Annotated in this window: 22 protein-coding genes and 1 pseudogene; 10 read left to right on the top strand and 13 right to left on the bottom strand. The window is 37.9% G+C overall.

The features are described from left to right. Nucleotides 1–47 precede the first annotated feature (47 nt). Complete coding sequence (locus J5J05_RS03480; protein WP_208559290.1) at nucleotides 48–491, top strand: hypothetical protein; 444 nt, start codon at nucleotides 48–50, stop codon at nucleotides 489–491. Between the two features lie 51 nt (nucleotides 492–542). On the opposite strand, the gene J5J05_RS03475 is transcribed toward J5J05_RS03480, so the two are convergent. Together J5J05_RS03475 and J5J05_RS03470 are read right to left on the bottom strand one after the other, a co-directional pair. Further along, the gene (locus J5J05_RS03475) at nucleotides 543–1010 is read right to left on the bottom strand and encodes a DUF2178 domain-containing protein (RefSeq protein ID WP_208559289.1); all 468 of its coding nucleotides are present in this window, start codon (nucleotides 1008–1010) and stop codon (nucleotides 543–545) included. Nucleotides 1011–1012: 2 nt separating this feature from the next. Beyond that, entirely contained in the window at nucleotides 1013–1216 is a 204-nt protein-coding gene (locus J5J05_RS03470; RefSeq protein ID WP_208559288.1) for a helix-turn-helix transcriptional regulator, read from the bottom strand. A gap of 282 nt (nucleotides 1217–1498) precedes the next feature. Here J5J05_RS03470 and J5J05_RS03465 point away from each other — a divergent pair, with 282 nt between their 5' ends. The 6 genes from J5J05_RS03465 (at nucleotide 1499) to J5J05_RS03440 (ending at nucleotide 7407) form a co-directional block, all read left to right on the top strand. Then, on the top strand, nucleotides 1499–2917 hold the full coding sequence (locus tag J5J05_RS03465) for an aspartate ammonia-lyase (protein ID WP_208559287.1): 1419 nt from the start codon (nucleotides 1499–1501) through the stop codon (nucleotides 2915–2917). Nucleotides 2918–3797: 880 nt separating this feature from the next. Then, entirely contained in the window at nucleotides 3798–4886 is a 1089-nt protein-coding gene (locus tag J5J05_RS03460; protein ID WP_208559286.1) for a methionine ABC transporter ATP-binding protein, read from the top strand. Between the two features lie 29 nt (nucleotides 4887–4915). Next, nucleotides 4916–5596, top strand: a complete 681-nt coding sequence (locus J5J05_RS03455) for a methionine ABC transporter permease (protein WP_425270342.1) — start codon at nucleotides 4916–4918, stop codon at nucleotides 5594–5596. 51 nt (nucleotides 5597–5647) lie between these two features. After that, nucleotides 5648–6445 (top strand): MetQ/NlpA family ABC transporter substrate-binding protein, encoded by a 798-nt coding sequence (locus J5J05_RS03450; RefSeq protein ID WP_208559284.1) that lies wholly within the window; start codon nucleotides 5648–5650, stop codon nucleotides 6443–6445. 105 nt (nucleotides 6446–6550) lie between these two features. Then, nucleotides 6551–6871, top strand: coding sequence for a PadR family transcriptional regulator (locus J5J05_RS03445; protein ID WP_208559283.1), 321 nt, complete (start codon nucleotides 6551–6553; stop codon nucleotides 6869–6871). Next, nucleotides 6871–7407 carry a DUF2812 domain-containing protein gene (locus tag J5J05_RS03440; protein WP_208559282.1) on the top strand — a complete coding sequence of 179 codons (537 nt, stop codon included), beginning with the start codon at nucleotides 6871–6873 and terminating at the stop codon, nucleotides 7405–7407. The genes J5J05_RS03445 and J5J05_RS03440 overlap by 1 nt, the downstream gene beginning before the upstream one ends. 120 nt (nucleotides 7408–7527) lie before the next feature. On the opposite strand, the gene J5J05_RS03435 is transcribed toward J5J05_RS03440, so the two are convergent. From J5J05_RS03435 to J5J05_RS12725, 10 genes and pseudogenes are all read right to left on the bottom strand, one after another. Next, complete coding sequence (locus J5J05_RS03435) at nucleotides 7528–9540, bottom strand: methyl-accepting chemotaxis protein (RefSeq protein WP_208559281.1); 2013 nt, start codon at nucleotides 9538–9540, stop codon at nucleotides 7528–7530. Between the two features lie 341 nt (nucleotides 9541–9881). Then, nucleotides 9882–11894, bottom strand: coding sequence for a methyl-accepting chemotaxis protein (locus J5J05_RS03430; RefSeq protein ID WP_208559280.1), 2013 nt, complete (start codon nucleotides 11892–11894; stop codon nucleotides 9882–9884). 192 nt (nucleotides 11895–12086) lie between these two features. After that, a complete protein-coding gene (locus J5J05_RS03425; protein WP_208559279.1) occupies nucleotides 12087–12560 on the bottom strand; it encodes an anthrone oxygenase family protein in 474 nt (157 codons plus the stop codon). A gap of 1 nt (nucleotide 12561) precedes the next feature. Continuing rightward, nucleotides 12562–12813, bottom strand: a complete 252-nt coding sequence (locus tag J5J05_RS03420; RefSeq protein ID WP_208559278.1) for a hypothetical protein — start codon at nucleotides 12811–12813, stop codon at nucleotides 12562–12564. 96 nt (nucleotides 12814–12909) lie between these two features. Next, nucleotides 12910–13710 (bottom strand): SDR family NAD(P)-dependent oxidoreductase, encoded by an 801-nt coding sequence (locus J5J05_RS03415; RefSeq protein WP_208559277.1) that lies wholly within the window; start codon nucleotides 13708–13710, stop codon nucleotides 12910–12912. Nucleotides 13711–13806: 96 nt separating this feature from the next. Next, nucleotides 13807–14034: a hypothetical protein gene (locus tag J5J05_RS03410; RefSeq protein WP_208559276.1), complete on the bottom strand. Its 228-nt coding sequence runs from the start codon at nucleotides 14032–14034 to the stop codon at nucleotides 13807–13809. 47 nt (nucleotides 14035–14081) lie between these two features. Continuing rightward, nucleotides 14082–14453, bottom strand: coding sequence for an MFS transporter (locus tag J5J05_RS03405; RefSeq protein WP_208559275.1), 372 nt, complete (start codon nucleotides 14451–14453; stop codon nucleotides 14082–14084). 72 nt (nucleotides 14454–14525) lie between these two features. Beyond that, nucleotides 14526–15362 carry an MFS transporter gene (locus tag J5J05_RS03400; protein ID WP_208559274.1) on the bottom strand — a complete coding sequence of 279 codons (837 nt, stop codon included), beginning with the start codon at nucleotides 15360–15362 and terminating at the stop codon, nucleotides 14526–14528. A 66-nt stretch (nucleotides 15363–15428) separates the two neighbouring features. Continuing rightward, entirely contained in the window at nucleotides 15429–15692 is a 264-nt protein-coding gene (locus J5J05_RS03395) for a hypothetical protein (protein ID WP_208559273.1), read from the bottom strand. 457 nt (nucleotides 15693–16149) lie between these two features. Continuing rightward, nucleotides 16150–16297 (bottom strand): annotated as a pseudogene (locus J5J05_RS12725) (family 1 glycosylhydrolase); the annotation flags it as partial. A 542-nt stretch (nucleotides 16298–16839) separates the two neighbouring features. On the opposite strand from J5J05_RS12725, the gene J5J05_RS03390 reads away from it, so the two are divergent. The 3 genes from J5J05_RS03390 (at nucleotide 16840) to J5J05_RS03380 (ending at nucleotide 18844) form a co-directional block, all read left to right on the top strand. Beyond that, nucleotides 16840–17376 (top strand): hypothetical protein, encoded by a 537-nt coding sequence (locus J5J05_RS03390; protein ID WP_208559272.1) that lies wholly within the window; start codon nucleotides 16840–16842, stop codon nucleotides 17374–17376. 565 nt (nucleotides 17377–17941) lie between these two features. Then, on the top strand, nucleotides 17942–18310 hold the full coding sequence (locus J5J05_RS03385; protein WP_208559271.1) for a hypothetical protein: 369 nt from the start codon (nucleotides 17942–17944) through the stop codon (nucleotides 18308–18310). 51 nt (nucleotides 18311–18361) lie between these two features. Next, on the top strand, nucleotides 18362–18844 hold the full coding sequence (locus J5J05_RS03380; RefSeq protein WP_208559270.1) for a GNAT family N-acetyltransferase: 483 nt from the start codon (nucleotides 18362–18364) through the stop codon (nucleotides 18842–18844). Nucleotides 18845–19016: 172 nt separating this feature from the next. Here J5J05_RS03380 and J5J05_RS03375 read toward each other — a convergent pair whose 3' ends face one another. Then, nucleotides 19017–20096: an IS30 family transposase gene (locus tag J5J05_RS03375; RefSeq protein WP_208559143.1), complete on the bottom strand. Its 1080-nt coding sequence runs from the start codon at nucleotides 20094–20096 to the stop codon at nucleotides 19017–19019. Nucleotides 20097–20209: the final 113 nt, after the last annotated feature.

The raw sequence follows: 20209 nt of genomic DNA, 5'->3' as shown, positions 1-20209 counted from the left end.
ATGTTATACTAATCAGCGAGAAATCATTTCATTTTAGGAGGCTTACAATGACATCACCAACGATTACGCTAATGGATGCTTATATGATTGAACGACTACTATCTAAGGGTATTTCTAAAGAGTCTTTGATTCAGTCCATTTATGCGCATACGTTAAATCAGTATCAATCTGAAGAGGACTCCTACGATTATGCAGCTCTAGATACGGCTGTCCAAGGTAAAGAATCACTCTACGAAGCGGCGATCACAGACGGCTATGTCGTCAGTTACTTGACGATTAACGGCTTAAAAAATTTGTTGGAGATAAAGTTTGGATTTCAAGCAAGCAGAGACTATACTCTACAGGATGCTAAGCTAGAAAAACTCGTGGTGACTCGTGCTCAATTTGACGCGATTACTTTGTTAGTCGGTCGAGTATGGACTGTTCAACTTACTTCCGAACCATCAAGTGATACAATGGAAATCACTATTCAACATGTTAGTCTCGTATAGAGAATCGTAATAGAGCCACCGTTTCTTTTTCGAAGCGGTGGCTCTATCTTTTTACTCACCTTTCAAATCGAGCACGATCCAAGAGATCGTATAAACCGTAAACCCGCAGACAATCAATAGACCAACTATACTTAATGCGATCACTTTAAATATCATTAAATCAGTTATGAGTAAACCAAAAATGAACAGTCCAAAGCAACTAAGCAACGAAAATGCGATAATGACTTTATAAGCGGTGCTGACGGCCTTATAGGCAATCGTTCTTTCTCTTTCATCTTCTGAACTAAATTCGCCTTTTGCGGGATTGTATCCACCATTTGATTTAGACCGACTAAACAAAATACGCGCTAGTCCGAATAAAACACTGTATGCTATAAACCATGTAAAGAGTGGTCCAAAGGTGATGACTAAACCGTTCTCATTGATTGTCGAGCCCATTGTAATGGACTGCACTAAAGCTGAGATGAACAATCCAACCATTCCAGTATTACCTACTTGTTCGAATAGAATTTTTTTCATTTTCAATCCTCCTCTAAATAAAATAGTTTATTGATATCAACTTCGAGTACCTTGGCCAATTGTAAAGCTAATAACAGTGAAGGCGTATAGTTGCCTTTTTCTAACGTTACGATGGTTTTTCTTGAGACCTGCACTTTTTTTGAGAGTGTTTCTTGCGTCCATTGTTGCTTTTTCCTGTATTCAAGAACTTTATTCACTACTTGCATTGTATGCTCCTTTGTAAAAATGAGTAGTCAACTTCACATTCCAATTATAGTTAGTTCAAAAAGAGAAGTCAACTACTCTTTTTAGACTTTCTCATCTTCTCTAGCGCCTTCAGTAAATTAATTAAATCCATCATTTTACACTGATTTCTTTTGCAAATACAAACTATACCACTATTATTTTTTTATCTGTCTTTCTCTGTTTACTCTGTTCTGATCAGGTGGTATCGTTTGTTTGCAACTTTACAACTACACTGATGATTTACTTAAAAGGAGTATACATTTATGACAGATCGCATCGAACAAGATTCCATTGGCAGTTTACCCATACCAGAAGAAGCCTACTATGGGATTCAATCTTTAAGAGCCAAGCAAAATTTCAGTATTTCTGGAGAACTAATGCATCCCGTTTTCATAAAACATTTGGCTTTAGTAAAGAAAGCGGCGGCCCGAACAAATTATCAAGAACATCACCTATCTCAACCTATTGCCGAAGCAATCATGCGCGCAAGTGATGAGGTGGCAGATGGGCAATTCTCAGATGCCTTTATTGTCGATGCGATTCAAGGCGGTGCTGGAACCTCCGCAAATATGAATATGAATGAAGTGCTTGCTCACCGTGCGAGCGAACTGCTCGGTGGTTCGAAAACGACTTATGATTTAGTTCACCCAAATGATCATGTTAATTACGCTCAGTCCACAAATGATGTCTTCCCCACAGCAGGCAAATTGACCGTTCTAGCATTAATGCCACGGTTGATTTCTAGTCTTTCTTATCTAGAGGCTTTACTTGAAGCAAAAGCAGAGGCATTCTCTGATATCATAAAAATGGGCAGAACACAATTACAAGATGCCGTCCCTACAACGCTCGGCCGTTCTTTTAAAGCCTATCAATCTGCTATACAAAGAGAATTACGTCATTTGACTACCATTACCGATGATATGCATACAATCAATATTGGTGCGACTGCTATCGGCAATTCGATCAATGCCTCTTCTGGCTATTGTGCGAATATTACTGAAAATCTTGCTCATGAAGTAAATTTACCTTTAAGACAAGCGGATGACTTGTTCGATGCTACGCAAAACGTCGACGGTTTTGTCCGTGTCTCTAGTTCAATCAAAACCACTGCATTGACTTTATCTAAAATGAGCAATGATTTACGTCTTTTATCTAGCGGTCCTAAGACTGGTTTCGGAGAAATCAATTTACCTGCCAAACAAAACGGTTCGTCTATCATGCCAGGAAAGGTCAATCCAGTGATTCCAGAAGTCGTTTCTCAAGTAGCCTATCAAATTGTTGGTCATGATGTGACGATCTCAATGGCTGCTGAGAGTGGTCAACTTGAATTAAATGCTTTTGAACCCATCATCTTCAGAAATTTATTCAGCTCGATCGACTTGCTGACAAATGCAGTCTTTACATTGGCAGATAATTATATTATCGGCATTACTGCGAATGAAGATCATTGTTTACAGCAAGTTGAAAATAGTGTCGGTATCGCTACTGCTTTGTGCCCATATATCGGTTATCTCGAAGCCAGCACACTTGCAAAAGAATCTCTTTTAACAGGGGTAGCTATAAGGGAATTGGTACTAGCTAAAAAATTGGTCAATGAAATTGAATTGACTCGTATACTTGATTTACAAAAACTGGCTAAAGGCACCGTCCTTGTTCAACAGCAAGCGGCTGCAGCGCTTTGATATCACTTAACAGATTGCATAAAGTAATTCGTTTTAGTCCTATACCACCTTCATTATTTTAAAACCAACTAGTACGATAAGCTTTTTTAGTTATTTTAATTTTTTTGTTGACAGTCCTTAGTCTCTCTTGCTATAGTAATGAGCAACAAGTGAAAGAAAATAGAAAAGCGTAAGGATAAGTACTATTCGGAAATCTTTTCAGAGAGCCCTGTCTGGTGAAAATGGGTAAGATGAATCAATAGGAAAATGGTCTTTTGAAGCTTGCTCGACGATGAACGTCCGACAAGCCAACGCTGAATGAACGAGTTTTTGATACAAGTTCATTACGGGTACACCCGTTACAGTGTCACAGTATTATACGTATGTAAAACGATGCGTCGTACTGATAGAGACAATGAGGAGTAATTCCATTGTAAATCAAGGTGGTAACACGAGATGACTTTTCGTCCTTGAAGGAAATTCGCAATTAGCGATTTTCTTTCAAGGACTTTTTTTATTCCAATAAAATCTAAACACTGAAGAGATGAGTAAATGAAACTGAGATCATAACAGAGAGCCTGTCCATGGTGAAAGCAGGTTGATTTCAAGACATTGAAGATGGTCTCTTCCCTCACGCCCGATTGATCGGGTGAGTGAGCGTGGTATACCGAGTCAAATGTTTGATGAGGCTATTCCGGTCGCACCCGTTACCGTGCACAAGCAATCTATGCTTGCTGAGATATTTTTCGTAAGAAAGATATAAACAAAGGTGGTACCACGACAATCGCGTTCGTCCTTTGATCAATTCGTTAGAGCCATTTAGTTGGTCTAGCTAGTTGATCAAAGGATGAACGCTTTTTTTGTAAAAAGATCGTTACAACATGTATTAGGAGGAAACTTTATGATAGAACTGAATCACATCAATGTTGATTTTGAATCAAAGAACACAACGATCCATGCCGTTCGCGACGTCACTCTTACCATCAATAAAGGCGATATTTTTGGCATTGTTGGCTATTCAGGTGCAGGAAAAAGCACCTTAGTCAGAACCATCAACTTACTTCAACGTCCAACGGGTGGAACGGTTCATGTAAATGGTGAAGATTTACTTAGTCTGAAACCAAAGAACCTTCGGATAGCACGTAAAAAAATTGGGATGATCTTCCAGCATTTCAATTTAATGAATGAACGAACTGTTGCCGGCAATGTATTGTACGCTTTACGGTCAAGCACACTTCCTAATTTGGAAAAGAAGCGCAAAGTAACGGAATTATTAACCTTAGTCGGATTAGCGGATAAACAGAATGTCTATCCTTCTCAACTTTCTGGTGGGCAGAAACAACGTGTTGGGATTGCTAGAGCATTAGCCAATGATCCAGAAGTCTTACTTTGTGACGAAGCAACCAGTGCATTAGATCCAAAAACAACCTTAGCTATTTTAGAACTAGTGAAAGAGCTCAACGAAAAATTAGATCTGACAATCGTTATTATCACTCATGAAATGGAAGTTATCAAAGAAATTTGTAATAAAGTTGCTGTAATGGAGAATGGCGCTGTTGTTGAACAAGGATCGGTCGTTTCTATCTTTACCGATCCTAAAGAGCCATTGACACAGGAATTTATTAATACGGCTACTCATATTGATCAGGCATTAGCTAAGTTGGCCAAGCACCCCTCTGTCTTGAATATTCGTGAAGAAGACAGCATCGTTCGTCTCTCCTTTGTAGGAGAAAATACCAATAGTCCTTTGATTTCAAGTTTGTATTCTAAGTTTACTGTCACAACAAATATTCTTTACGGCGATATCGAAATCCTTCACGATACGCCGATTGGGAACTTAATCGTTACCCTGAGTGGGACAATCGCTCAAAGGAAATCAGCCATTCACTATTTAGCAGGTCAAGGTGTAAACGTACAACCGCTTGAACAGATCCAACTAAGTGATCAATCAAAAGTTATCTCCATCAACAGAGATAAACACATTCTATAAATACCAAAAGGAGCAAACGAATGAAGCAAATAGCCGCATTTTTAGAAAATATCGCCCCAAATGCATGGGAGATTCAAGATCGAATACTGCAAAGTACTTGGGAAACGATTTACATGACACTCATTGCCGCCATTATTGCCGGGACCATTGGACTGATATTCGGCGTCTTACTAGTCGTTACGGATAAAAACGGCATTTTAGAATGGCCGATATTTTATCGGATAGCCGATCAACTGGTCAACACAGGTCGCTCAATCCCTTTTATTATTCTCATGGCACTTTTGGCGCCTTTTACGCGAATGGTAGTGGGCACAACGATAGGAACGACTGCCGCAATTGTTCCTATTGTTGTAGGTATTATTCCTTTTTATTCCAGACAAGTCGAAAACGCCTTGCTTGAGGTTGATCCAGGAATCGTAGAAGCCGCAAAGTCTATGGGTTCGGCCCCACTTGAAATCATTTTCGGTGTTTACTTGAAAGAAGGTTTTCCTTCACTCGTTCGCGTATCTGCCGTTTCGATCATCAATTTAATTGGACTAACAACGATGGCTGGTGTTGTCGGCGGTGGCGGTTTAGGAGATTTAGCTATTGCTAGAGGGTATAACCGCTATCAACTTGATGTCACACTCGTTTCAACATTTATCATTATCCTTATTGTTTTTTTCACTCAGTGGATTGGACGGATCGTGATTCGAAAAACAGCTCATTGAACCGATTCGCTCATCAGTATCAACTATTATAAAATGAAAAGGGGAAGTAATATGAAAAAAATTGTCGGGATATTCGTTAGTTTTGTAGGAATACTTGTATTGGCAGCCTGTGGTAATAGTGGAGAGTCCGTTCGATTAGGCGTTGTTGGAGAAAATAATGAAGCATGGGAAGACGTCCGAGACCGCTTAGCTGAAGAGGATATCGATCTTGAGATCGTCACCTTCTCAGATTATCAAACACCCAATGTCGCCTTGGCGGATGGCGATATCGACTTAAATGCTTTTCAAACGGTTATTTTCTTAGATGACTTTAACAAAGACACGGGGAATACATTAACGCCGATTGCTGATACGACATTGAATCCATTGGGGATTTATTCTGAAGAAGTAACGGATGTAGACGAGATTCAAGAAGGTGACACGATCGTTGTCCCAAATGATGCCTCAAATGAGGGGCGCGCGTTGATTTTATTGCAGTCTGCTGGATTGATCGAGGTAGATTCAGAAAAAGGGAATTATCCAATCGTGGATGACATTACGGCTAATCCATTGAATCTGGATATCGTGACGGTTGCTGGGAATCAAACAGCTCGTTCGTTGACTGATGCGACTGCTGCTGTCATCAACGTGGGGATGGCTGTGGATGCTGGCTATATTCCATCAGAAGATGCGATTTTCTTAGAACCTGTAAACGAAGAATCCGAACCTTATACAAATGCCATTGTTGCCCGATCAGAAGATGTAGATAATGAAGTCTACCAAAAAATTGTAGACGTATATCAAACAGATGAAACTGCCGCAATCATTGCTGAAGTAACCCAACATTCATCCATTCCTGTCTGGGAGTAAAGCTTAAATCATGGGCACCCAAAAAAGGTGCTCTTTTTTTGTTGACTTTTATATCGCACCTCGATATACTAATCTCAAATAAAGTATATCGAGGTGCGATACAAAATGAGTGACGAAGACTTACACAAAGTATACAACCCCATGACAGAAACAGCTTTTTATATTCTCTTATCTCTACAAGCAGAAAGACATGGGTATGGCATCATGCAGGATGTTGAAGAATTGACCAATAATCGATTGAGTTTCGGTGCTGGGACACTTTACGGCAGTCTATCTAAGTTAAAGAAAGATGGTCTCATCGACATTGTAAAAGAAGAAGGGAAACGAAAGATCTATCAGATTACACCGACTGGGAAACAATTTTTACGATTGGAAAAACAACGTATCGAAGAACTCTATAAAAATGCGGAGAGGATTGACTCATGATGAAAAAATCTGTATATAAATTTATAACTGTCGACAATTATGAAAAAGAGGAATGTTTCTTGAAAGAAATGGCTTTAAAAGGCTGGCATTTTACACATTACAAAGGTTTGAGATACCATTTTGAGCAAGGTGAATCTGAAAAGGTCGATTACCGTATCGATTATTTTGATGGTAAAAAAGAGGAAAAAGAAGATTATGCGCAACTATTTGAAGATGCCGGTTGGACACTCGTCACTACATATCCTATCTTCGACGGAGAATGGTGCTACTTCAAAAAAGAAGCAAAAGATAAGGAAGTAAATGAAATTTTCACTGATGACGAATCTAAAATCATGCTTTTTAAAAAAATTCGTTACCGTTGGACAATGTATGGATTTCTACTATTGGCATTGATCCCGTTTTCTCTTTATACAACCTTATCTAGAGGTACACTCTTTCTTAGTATCCCGATGATGATCTTGTTCAGTTCCGCTATCGTTCTTTATATAAAATTATGGCTAAATCTATCCTTTAAAATCAAACGACTACAAAAATAATGTCTTTTAGTTAGCTATTTCATTAAAAAAACGAAAAGAAAGAGCCCTAGAATGATTCTAGCGGCTCTTTCTTTTCTATCATAAGCAATTCGGGTTTGATTCTAGCAAATCATTTCCGTCTTAAGATTTAAATTGTTCGACTTGTTCAATCAATTTCTCACTTGCAACTTGCAAGTCTTCAGCAGAAACCGTTACTTGTTCCAGTGCTGTCAACTGCTCTGTAGCAGAGGCACTGACTTCTTCTGAAGCGGCTGCACTCTCTTCCATAACGACTGCAATTTCTGCGATTGCTGAAACCACTTTTTCTTTATTTTCTTCGATATCGTTAATATGATTAGTCATATCTGTGACTAATTTGCTCATTGTCGTATTGCTTTCGGCAATTTCACTGAAAGAAGCGACCGTTTCTTCCGTGATACCAAACTGTTCAATAGAGAGTTTGCGTGCATTTGCCATTTCACTAGAAACAGTGGTTGCTTTTGCCTGAATATCTTCCATTGAATCTCGGATATCTCTCGTTGCACCAGCCGTTTGTTCTGCCAATTTGCGTACTTCTTCCGCCACAACGGCAAAGCCACGACCATGTTCGCCCGCCTGAGCTGCCTCAATAGATGCATTGAGTGCCAATAAGTTTGTTTTCTCTGAAATAGCTGCAATCGTACCTACAACTGAAGCAACTTCGGTCATTTGTTCCGAAAGATCTTTTACAACGGTTTCGACATAGCCAATCATTTGATCTGTCTGTTCAGCTTTCACTTGAAGCATCCCTGTCTTCTCACTACCTTTTTGATTGGTCTCATCTACTTTTGTTGATTGTTGATGTAAGGATTTAGAGATAACTGATAATGCAGATAACTGTTTAGACAAGGCTGTCGTTTTATTAGATGATTCTTCAGCTGCGGCTGCGGCACTCGTGGTTCCTTCCGCTACATCTTGAATGGCCCGACTGATCTGCTCACTCGTTGCCATTGTTTCTTCTGATATCGCGCTTAGCTGAGAAACAGCATCAGAAGAAGTATGAACAGAATCTCTGACAGACGCAATCAAGTTCTGAAGATTCGCAACCATTTTGTTAAAGCTCATCGTCAATTCGCCGGTTTCATCTTTCGATGTTACAGAAAGGTGTCTAGAAAGATCTCCTTCAGCAACGTATTTCACTTCTTCGTTCAACGCACGAATCGGTTTAGTGATTCGCGAAGCTAATATCACCATCGCTACTGTTGTAAGTAAAATTAAAACGATTGCAATGATAATGACGTTTCTGAGCAATACATTTACACCCGCATATACTTCTGATTCTGGCAAGACGAGTCCTAATGTCCAGCCATTTTGATTCAACATCGTATAGGATACGACTGCATCTCCATCTGGATAGGAAAGACGGCCAGTACCACTCTCTTCAAAATCAGCACTGAGCTGCTGCAAAGCCGGATCATCCTCTATTGCTACTGCATCCCGGTGTGCCAGTAAGTTCCCATTTTCATCCATTAAAAAAGCCCAGCCGTTTTTCCCGACTTGCAAGTTTTGAGCTAAATCTACGATTGCTTCAGCGGTCATCGTACCAGTAACTACTCCTAGTATATTACCATCTTCTGTGTAAAAAGGCGTCCCCGTTGTTACAAGAACAGCATCTAAACCTTCATCATAATAAGGTGCAGTCCAGTAAACTTCCCCTGCCGCAACAGTTCCTGTATACCATTCTTGTGTAGGATAATCATAATCTGCTGCTGAATACTCGTCTGTGTAGACAATATCTTCTCCCTCTTTAAAACTATAGGGACCAAAAAATTCTGTATTTTCGTCGTAAGTATACGGTTCAAACCAAACGCCCATACCGAAAGTCTCTTCATTCATTCCTATCAAATCAGCTTGTAGCGTTTGATACTCTTCTTCGCTAAACGTCGTTCCTTGTTGACTAACGACTTTAGCAAAGGATTCTCCAATCCGCTGATGTTCTATCAAAATCGTTTCCATATCCCCTGCTGTTTCACCTGCTTGATGTGCAAGGCGGCTTTCAATTTCTTCTTCGATTTCATTTTTTGCAAATACATAGCTTAACCCTGAAATAATCAAAACAACCAATACCATGATTGGTATAAAACTCAAGATCTTTGTGCGAATAGACGTTTTCATATTCTTCTCCCCTTTTCACTTCACTCTACTTGGTTATTATCGTAAATAATGAGCGTTATATTAAGATGAAACGCTTACCACAAAGGAATTTCCTCATGCTTATGCCACTTTTAAGACACATATTCTATTTTTGCTAAAGTAAAAAAACAATGGATATAAGCTGTTATCTTTAACACGCTATTTTTAGGTTTTACTATATGATCTTCTGCCTATTCTTATCGCTTTTAAATGGTCATCGGTCACTTCTATTGTACGATTTTTTAAATAACGCTATAACAAAAAGTACGCGCCCTTTTCAGTAGCTATTGACTGAAAAAGACGCGTACTTTTATTTTGGTCGTTTAAGACTTAAACTGTTCAATCTGTTGGATCAGTTTCTCACTTGAGACTTGAAGATCTTCTGCAGACACCGTTACTTGTTCTAATGCCGTTAATTGTTCTGTGGCAGAGGCGCTAACTTCTTCTGAAGCTGCCGCACTTTCTTCCATGACGACCGCTATTTCTGCAATCGCTGATACGACTTTTTCTTTATTTCCTTCGATATCTTCAATATGCTGTGTCATATCCATAACGAGTTTACTCATCGCTGTATTTCCTTTAGCGATTTCGCCAAATGAAGCAACAGTTTCTTCTGTAATCTCAAATTGTTCAATAGACAACTTACGAGCATTTGCCATCTCACCAGAGACAGTTGAAGCTTTTGTTTGGATATCTTCCATCGAATCACGAATATCTCTTGTTGCCTCAGCAGTTTGTTCTGCTAACTTGCGCACTTCTTCCGCGACGACCGCAAAGCCACGACCATGTTCGCCTGCTTGAGCGGCTTCGATCGATGCATTCAATGCCAGTAAATTTGTTTTCTCTGAAATAGCTGCAATCGTTCCAACAACAGAAGCAACTTCACTCATTTGTTCAGATAGATCTTTAACCACTAATTCTACATGACCGATCATTTCATCCGTCTGTTCTGCTTTAACTTGCAGTACACTCGTCTTTTCGCTACCTTTTTGATTCGTTTCATCTACTTTCTCCGATTGTTGATGTAATGATTTGGAGATAACAGACAAGGCCGATAACTGTTGAGACAAGGCTGTCGTTTTATTAGATGATTCTTCAGCTGCAGCAGCTGCACTTGTTGTCCCTTCTGCTACATCTTGAATGGCACGACTAATTTGCTCACTTGTCGCCATTGTTTCTTCTGAAATCGCACTGAGTTGAGAAACGGCATCCGAAGAAGTGTGGACAGATTCTCTTACAGATGCAATCAAATTCTGTAAGTTCGTTACCATTAAATTGAAACTCATCGTCAACTCGCCGGTTTCGTCTTTAGACGTTACAGACAATTGTCTAGACAAATCGCCTTCTGCGACATGTTTCACTTCTTCACTTAGTGCACGAATCGGTTTAGTGATTTTAGAAGCCAGAATCACCATCGCTACTGTCGTTAATAGTATTAATAGGATTGCAATCAGCGCAACTTTAAACAGCAATGCATTAACGCCTGCGTAAACCTCTGATTCTGGTAGTACAAGCCCTAATTTCCAACCCGTTTGATTTAAGGTTGTATAAGATACGACAGCATCCCCTTCTGGATAGGATAAGCGTGCTGTCCCACTCTCTCCAAAGCTTCCGCTACTTGCTTGCAGTACAGCGTCATCTTCAATCGTTTCTGCATCTCGATGGGCGAGTAATGAACCATTTTCATCCATTAAGAATGCCCAACCATTTTCACCTACTTGCAAGTTCTGTGCTAGCGCTAAAATGGCTTCAGCGTTCATATCGCTCGATATTACACCAAGCAAATCATCTTCAGCTGTATAAAAAGGAATACCTGTTGTTACAAGTACAGTGTCTAGCGTTTCATCGTAGTAAGGTGCTGTCCAAACAGTTTCTTTGGCAGCAACACCTGCCGTATACCATTCTTGCGAAGGGTAATTATAATCTGCTGTCTCATATTCATCTGTATAAGCAATCGTATCGCCATCTCTAAAGCTATAAGGTCCAACAAATTCCGTATTCTCTTCATAGGCGAACGGTTCAAACCAGACACCCATTCCGAATGTTTCGTCATTCATCCCAATCAAACGGGCTTCTAAAGCTTGATAATCGGCTTCATTAAATGTTGTGCCTTTCTCACCAGCCACCTGGGCCATCGACTCTCCAACACGCTGGTGTTCCGTAAGGATAGTTTCCATATCTCCAGCTGTTTCTCCAGCCTGTCGAGCAAGACGACTCTCAATTTCATCTTCAATCTCGTTTTTCGCAAATACATAACTTAATCCCGAAATAATCAACACAACAATGATCATAATAGGAATAAAACTCATAATTTTCGTGCGTATAGACATCTTCATTGCATTCTCTCCTTTTTCTATCCTCTACTTTCTTATTATCGTGAAAGATGAGATAAAGATTAAGGCATAACAAGTTATAATGTTTTTTTCTAAGCTCATCAGACAATTATCAGACACAAATTCAGTTTTTACTATTAAAAAATCCAGTATCTAACCGGTGTAACCGGTAAAATACTGGATTAGGTTCTTTTATCATTTTAACAGTGTAATAATCAGACAAATAAAGGCACCCATACAAGCAATCGTTCGAATATGGTTCCAAAATGTCCACGTTCTCATATAGTGTGTCCAACTGTCTTTTTGTTTAGACTCTTTAGTATTTAAAGCTTCTAATTGATTATTCAATGGAATATTTTTTATTCCTGTGACCATGAAACATCCAAAAAAATACAATATAGAACCAATTAATGACCAACCAGATACGATGGGTGTGAAGAAATAGAAAATCATGAGTAGGAAGGAGGTTATGGCTGTGCCAATAAAAAACAAAAAAAACCATGGATTCTGTACTGTACGATTGACTTCCTTCATAGCCGTTGAGCCATTTGCATTGGATAGCTTTGAAAAAGCCCGCATAATAAAATTGGAAAATGCAAAAAATATTCCGGCTACCATTCCGGTTCCAACCAAAGAAAAAACATGTAGACTCCTTACAATGATTTCCATCTTATTCTCCTTCAAGATTTGACGCGTCATAGAATTGCAAGCCAAGCGATTGCCACTTGTTTTCGTAATAAATATCTGTAAACCCGATAGAGCTCAATTGCGATACTTGGTAGTCGTCTCCATCAATCGCAAAAGCTGTCGCACCAGTTTTAAGGTAGTCGATCAAGTTAACAGCTTCCTCATTTGTAATGGTGTACTCTTCTGGAAAGTTGTCTTTATAGACTAAAAGGGTTTCTATATTTTTCAAAATCATTTTAAAGCCTCCCATTAAAGCATTTAATAGTTATTAGTAGCAAAAAAACTGAGCATATTAAAGAAATGGCTAAAAAGTAGAAAAATAAGCAATCCTTTAACGCATGATTGAACCGCCTGATAAGATAATATTTTCTCCAATAATATTCTCAGCAGCGTCCGACAATAAATAAGCAATCGTGTTGGCAACTTCTTCTGGATTGGTGATACGTCCTGTTGGTAGATTTTCGCTTTCGATTTTAAATTGTTCCTCAAAACTACGTCCTTCTCGCTCACCCTTTGAACGGATACCGTTTCTACCCATTTCAGTATCCACATATCCAGGACATACGCCATTTACTCGAACATTATACTCAATAGCTTCAAGTGCAAACGACTGCGTAAATCCGTTTAACGCAAATTTGGAACCTGTGTAGGCCGTCCCACCATAGGTTCCTCTGATACCTGAAAGAGAAGAAACATTGACGATCGATCCTTTTTGCTTTTGCTTCATCGTTTTATAGATTCTCTGCGTCAACAGTATCGGAACGGTATGGTTCAACTGCATGACGCGTTCCAATTCTTCTTGCGTTAGTTCTTCCAGAATACCGCCGCCGGTCATACCGGCTGAATTAACGAGTAAAGTAACCGACCCAAATTGCTCTTCTGCAGCTTTCACAAGATGCTCTCTATCATCCGCATCGGTTAAATCAGCAACGTATCGCAAAATTTGTGCGCCTTCTACTGTACGTTCGATTTCCTCTTTTAAATCATTCAACACTTGTTCTTTTCTACCTGTGATCGTGACTTTCGCCCCCATATGCGCAAGTAGCTTGGCCGTTTCCATACCAATTCCACCTGTAGCACCTGTAACCAAAGCATGTTCCTCTTTAAATACATCTGTTGAAAATATAGACATGAGCTTCCTCCTGTAGAGATTCATTTAGTACTCAAATTGTGGCATAAACAGGTTAGATTATCTAATATTATGTATCTCTGTTTATAAACACTTTCCCTACCGATCGACTGGATTTTCTAACTTTGCGATTTTGAATACAAAGCCCGTACTGAGACAAGCCAAAGTAAATTCAATAACAATCATGAGCAGATAAATCAGCGCAGCGCCGTTGAATTCTGGAGCGGGTATAAGCCACCAGAGGGAAATCATCTCTAGCTTCATGTGCAGGTACATAAACATAGCGGTTAAAATAACTCTCGTAGCTGAAGATAAAAAATTGATCATGATACTGTCTCCTATTCTACAAATGGTAAGATCATTTCAATCATTTACTACAGTTTACTGTGACTACTTTCAGGTGAACATTCGAGTTTCTCTAGTCTCTGAGCTTTTAAAAACGGTAGATGCACAACTAATTTCATAATAGAAGCTGCCAACAGAACAAGTAGCGGCAATTGGATCGGGAAGTTCTCAAAAAGAAAGCCAAATAACAAAACACCAATCAGTCTAGCCATTGAATGAAAAGTCGTTTCAACAGAAACAAATCGACCAATCTTTTCTGGTGTAATAATCGATTGATAAAGTGTTGTATAAAAAATCAAGTACACGGCAAATGATAGGTACAAGATAAAATGAGTAGAACCAAAAAAGAGCACAGACCAAAGTGAATGAGCAGTCAGTATATTTAAGAACCCCTCGTTCATTAGCGGTGTTAGCAAGAAGCCAAATATGATGACACCATATAGCCCAATAGAAGTACTCGTTTCTATAGAGAATCATTTTTTCAAGACGGGCAACAATAAGAAAGAAGCGATTGAACCTATGGTAGCTATACTTTGAATGATCCCGTAGGACTGTTCGCTATTTTCTAACAGCGTCAGCATAATATAAGGAATCCCCACACTGATAAAAGGAAAGATAATGAGATGACTTAAAACATCATTCGTAAATAGCGCTGTGATTTTCTTATCTAACCACAAAAGCTTGAAGCCACTCATAACATTTTCTAAATAATGGACTTTTTCACCTCTTGTATTCTCTTCTTCAAAGAACATGAACCCTTCAACGATCGACGAGACTAAATAGGTTATACCTGTTACGAGTAATACCGTTGAGATATTGGTTAAGGCATACAAGCTTGTTCCTATTAAAGGCGCTAACGCATAAGAAGTATCAGCAATAACGCCGTACAAGGCATTCGCGTTGGGGAGCTCTTCCTTCTCAACGATTTTAGGAATCATAGAAGCAAATGCTGGGTTAAAAAAGATTTCACTGAAAGAATAAAACAATACGATAAAGTAAACGAAGGCCATATTGAGTGAACTATGTAGTGATAGCAAGAACATCCCTAAGGCAAATAATCCTCTGATCAAATCCAAATAAATCACTGTTTTTCGTTTGTTCCAGCCATCCACTAGCGTACCAGCAAATGGACTTAAACAAGCAGTGGCCAGTAACTGTAATGATAATACAAAAGAAAATTGTGTAGCCGAATTCGTTAGTTGTAAAACATAAAGCGATAGAGCAAGATTGAGCATCAACGTACCCAATATGGACGTTGCATTACCAAACATCAGTAGACTAAAATTTTTATTTTTTAAAATGGTTAACAAAATACCTTTCCTTCCTTTATCTGAAATACAAATATGTAAAACGATTACGTACAGAACTTTTTAACATTACGGTCCAAATCCATAATAGAGAATGATATGAAACAGTGATCCTATTGTAAATAAACCATATAGCGCAAGGGCAAATACGACTAAAAATAGGACTCGTAATATCGGGAAATCTTTTTGTGCCCATATCTTTTTTCCAACGAACCACATCACGATCAATAAAAACGGAATAACGATTATATAATAGGACATATCCACGAATGCATAAACATCTTCGAATGTAGGAAACTCACTGCTGGCAGTCCGATTCATAAGTATAATCATCCCTCTCCTTACAGAGAGAAAAAGGATCTGTAAAACACTCACAAGTCCAACAAGACTATAAACAGTACGCTTTTGTTCTTTTCTTACTAATAAATAGATTATGCCAACATATAGTGCACCAACGAATATATCGCCGAGCGGATAGTAGATAAGCAGATGAAAGACATCCTTTCTGTTTGAACGTATTTATGTACAGCTTAGAGAATAATTTCTATAGACGACCGTTATACTCTATTTATTCGCCAACCTTTTCATCTATTCTTTATTGATTTACTGGTAAAATCTTATCTTGCTTCTATCATAGTGCTCTTTATCGACTTTCACAATATCGTTTTGAATAAATTTCTTAAAATCTTTTAGGGATCGGTCTCTTTTTATCAATCATTTTATAAATTTGGTGAATACATTCTGTTTCCTCAAAATTTTAATTTTTGCAAAATAAAAAGAGATTCGATTAACTACCGTAATCATCCATCTCGACATAGATGAAACCCATAGTGTTTCTCCATTTGACTTGTTGAGGCACCGATAAAGTCTGTACATCCCCAAGAAGTGTAACCCATCAAACTTACTCCGCCCTTAATGCCTTCATTCATTGCTTTAAGCTATCGGTATTTTTCATCAAAACAAGTAAAAGAGTATAAGCTGAATACGTTCGCTTTTACTCTTTTGTGCTATAGATAGACTTCATTTTAATCGTGTACTCTAAATTTACTAATAAAAAAAAATTTTAGAATTTATCCGCTATCGTCGAAGTATCAAATATAGCTATTAAAATGATTACTACATTCAAAATGCCTAAATTGATTATAGAAAATTTCAAACAATCAATTAACTGGTGGGAAATACGATTTCCCTTTGTTTTTGTATCCACAATGAGAATTAGCTAACAATGTATACGCATTATTTGATATAATTAAAGACTACACTATCGAAAATGCTAGGATACTATCGCAGTTTAACGGATTTGGATTCCCTTGAATTGTCTATGCTCTTGGAATGGATATTTCTGTTTTATCACCTGAAAGAGAGGTAATAGATATGAACAGATCTTGATTTGCTGCTTCGCACATAAAAAATTCTGTCGACGACCAGAACAGACTACATGTTGATCAACTAATTTCATCTTTTGAAGGAGTAGAAAAAAATGAATAACAAACTTAGAAAACAGCTTAATTTTTTTGCTTTTTTCCTAATCGTACACTTAGGACTTACTGTTCTATATGCCTATTCTAAAATTTATAACTATGGATTTTTTGAAAATTTCTCGTTCTATGGTCGCTATTTTATGATTTTTTGTAGTGTTATCACTTTTTTAATGCTACTTCATCCAAGTAAGAATCTAGCATTTCAGAAAAAAATTCTTTTTAGATTTTCTATGTTTTTTGTATTAGTACTATCATTATATATCGGTAACACCATTGAAAATAGGACTATAGGAAACCTCTATGTTATATCTGATTTATTACATTCTGAAGGACAGTATTACTTTGTATTGAAAGGTGTAGAGAAAGATATATCTGTTGCTTCTTATGAAGCGAAGGACGTGGTACAAAATAAAAAAATCATTGTACCAGATGAAATGGTCACAGACTATAATCCTGATGAATCTTACGTGGCCACTTTTACTTATCTTGACTTGGGAAATTTAGGTTTTTATTACCATATTAATGAATTCGAGTAGTATACCCCTGTAAAATAAGCATAAGTATAGGAAACACCACCCTAAAAAGCTTGCAGCTTTAGTTTTCATCCTAAATGGATATTTAACCTTATATTTAAATATCCATTATAGTTCTTTTACAAATTGATCATGAACATCTTTAGGAATCGTCAGAACTGCAATAACAATAAAATTAATTGTGACCAACATCATGAATAGAATTGTATAACTAAATCCTTCTGACCAGACTCCATCCCCATTTCAACTTCTTTCAATTGATCGTCCTAGCATTGACTATCGCGTACTAAACGTTCTTTGTACTTATATCAAAAGTTGGTATTTTTTGCGAAAAATTCAAACATGGTTTTTTTATTTGGTAGCCTTTTATTATAAATATTGTAGCTGTTAATAATCTATTTTTAAGAACCTCAAACTTTTAAAAGAGAATTTATGATGAAGAAATCAATTCTAGAACTTTTGCTGTTTTCTTTCCTAATGACTGGTTGTGAAAACACTTTCACTACAGATAGTAACGCTGATATTACAGGTGATGTATTAGAAATAAAATAACACATCTGTACTGATTGTGAGTAGTCAATCCGTCGATTATAGTTCTACTGATGGTAGTGAGGGATTTTACGATGCAGTTAGTGCAGATAACGCACCTAGCGAAGTTGAGGTGGGTGACTTAGTCGAAAATTGTTACAAGGGTGATGTAAGAGGAACATATCCTGCCCAAACTACGATCCAAACAGCACGCATTATTAATGAACAACCCACTAAAGCCGAATTAACAGAATCTGAAGTAATTAGAGAAGCTCTCTCTAGGCAATCTTCAGAACAAACTTTAGCGATAAAATCTGTAACTTATAACGATGGTCAAAACACTTGGACAATTATATTGAAAGATATATTTGAAGGTGACGAATACACGCATGATATTCTTGATGAATAGTATTACGAAAACTTACTCTATTTAAAAAAGATATATTGGAGGAATTCTAACTTGATTCAACTAAATGAAATAACAGAAGATAATTTTGAAGAATGTATTGGTTTAAAAGTATTAGAATCCCAAGATGACTATATTGCGTCAAACGCTTATAGTCTTTCTGAAGCATATGCACTAACCAAGCACCCACTTTACACACCAATGCCTTACGCTGTTTACCATGAAAATACTATGGTTGGATTTAGTTTAATTGTTCATCAACCCATAGATATCAATGATCCAGATGACGACGAAGATATTTATTACATGTCCCGTTTGATGATAGATAGAAAGTATCAAGGGCTCAGTTATGGAAAACAAGCGCTCAAGAAACTAATTGAATTGGTAAAAAATCGTCCACACGGTCCTACAACTGCTTTAATATTATCAAGCACTCCTGAGAACCAAGTTGCTTATAGACTATATTTATCTGCTGGTTTTCAAGAAATGGGAATTAGGGATGTTGATGGAGATGAGCTATTAAAAGTTAGACTTTAATATAGACTCAATAGAAGCAGATTATAACGGTAAAGTTAGTTAAATTTTTTAAATTAAATATTTTGTAAATTTCAAGTTTAAGTTAGCCACCTAGTTTAAAAAGATAGCCGCAACTGATTGTTTAATTTGTTATTGGAAGACGTCACTTGTTATTTGATAAGCACTAACGTGCTCAGGTTGCTTGGGACAAAGAGCGCAGAGCATTGGCAAAACAGTCATGTGGTGTTTTATATCCAAGTATTTTCCGAGGATAGTCATTCATCCATTGCTGGATTCTCAAGTATTGTGTTTCACTAAATTGATTGATAGCTTTTCCTTTTGGAATAAATCGGCGAATAAATTTATGCTGGTTCTCGCTTGTTCCTCTTTCCCACGAAGCATAAGGATGACTGAAGTACACATCAAGTGTCTCGTGAAGTGCCTCATGAAGACCGGCAAATTCAGATCCATTATCAGAAGTGATGGTCTTAAATACTTTAGAGAACGTATCACCGGCTCGATATCGTAATTGACTGATTGCCTGATTGACAGATTCTATATCTTTACCATTGAGTTTAAGGATGATTTCAAAGCGTGTTTGACGTTCAACTAACGTCAATAAAACCGAATCGGTTTTTGTTTTGTTTCCAACAACTGTATCAACTTCCCAGTGACCAAAGGTCTGCCGGTTATCAATTTCTGCGGGTCTTTGTTCAATAGATTGGCCTAGCATTCGCTTGTTTCTTCGGCTTCTATAAGTAGTATCTTTTGGTTTACGCGATAGTTTTTCGAGTAGATCCATATTCTTTGTTCTCATAATGCCTTTGTCAATCCATCCATAGAGCGTCGTTGTACAGGGAATAATAGATGAGTCAAACAAGTCATGTGTCTTCGCAAATCCAATGACTACATCTGGAGACCACTTTTCCTGTAACAATTTATCATCTGCCCACTCAATAAAGGCATCCGTATCAGCCCATTTTGGCCGACGGCCACAGTTCAACCGTAGTTTATCGTAAGCTGCTTGTCCGGCATCGGGATCGTAGAGAGTTGTATAGTAGTCGTAAACTTTACCGTTTTGTTTTTGCCGATTAAGTTGCGTAATGGTTCCACGACAGATTTCGCTATTAATGGTTTGCGGGGCACATCCTAATGCCTTTGCAATTTGACGATTGGAGTACTTCTGAGTCTTTAAAATAGCAATTTGAGAACGTTCTGAATGAGATAAGTGTTTTCCCTTACGTGCTGATATGTTATCGTTAGAGTGCGTCATGTGAATTCATCCTGTCTATTGAGAGTTAGCGGTAACTTCAATATAACATGAAATTCACATGGCGTTTTTTTTGTGGGTTAGCCTAAGTGGCTAACTTCATTATAAAATCCAGC

Source organism: Marinilactibacillus kalidii, from assembly GCF_017599325.1.
GTDB lineage: Bacteria > Bacillota > Bacilli > Lactobacillales > Carnobacteriaceae_A > Marinilactibacillus > Marinilactibacillus kalidii.
Note: the sequence above shows the minus strand (reverse complement) of the source record. Positions and strands in the feature narration are given on the sequence as shown.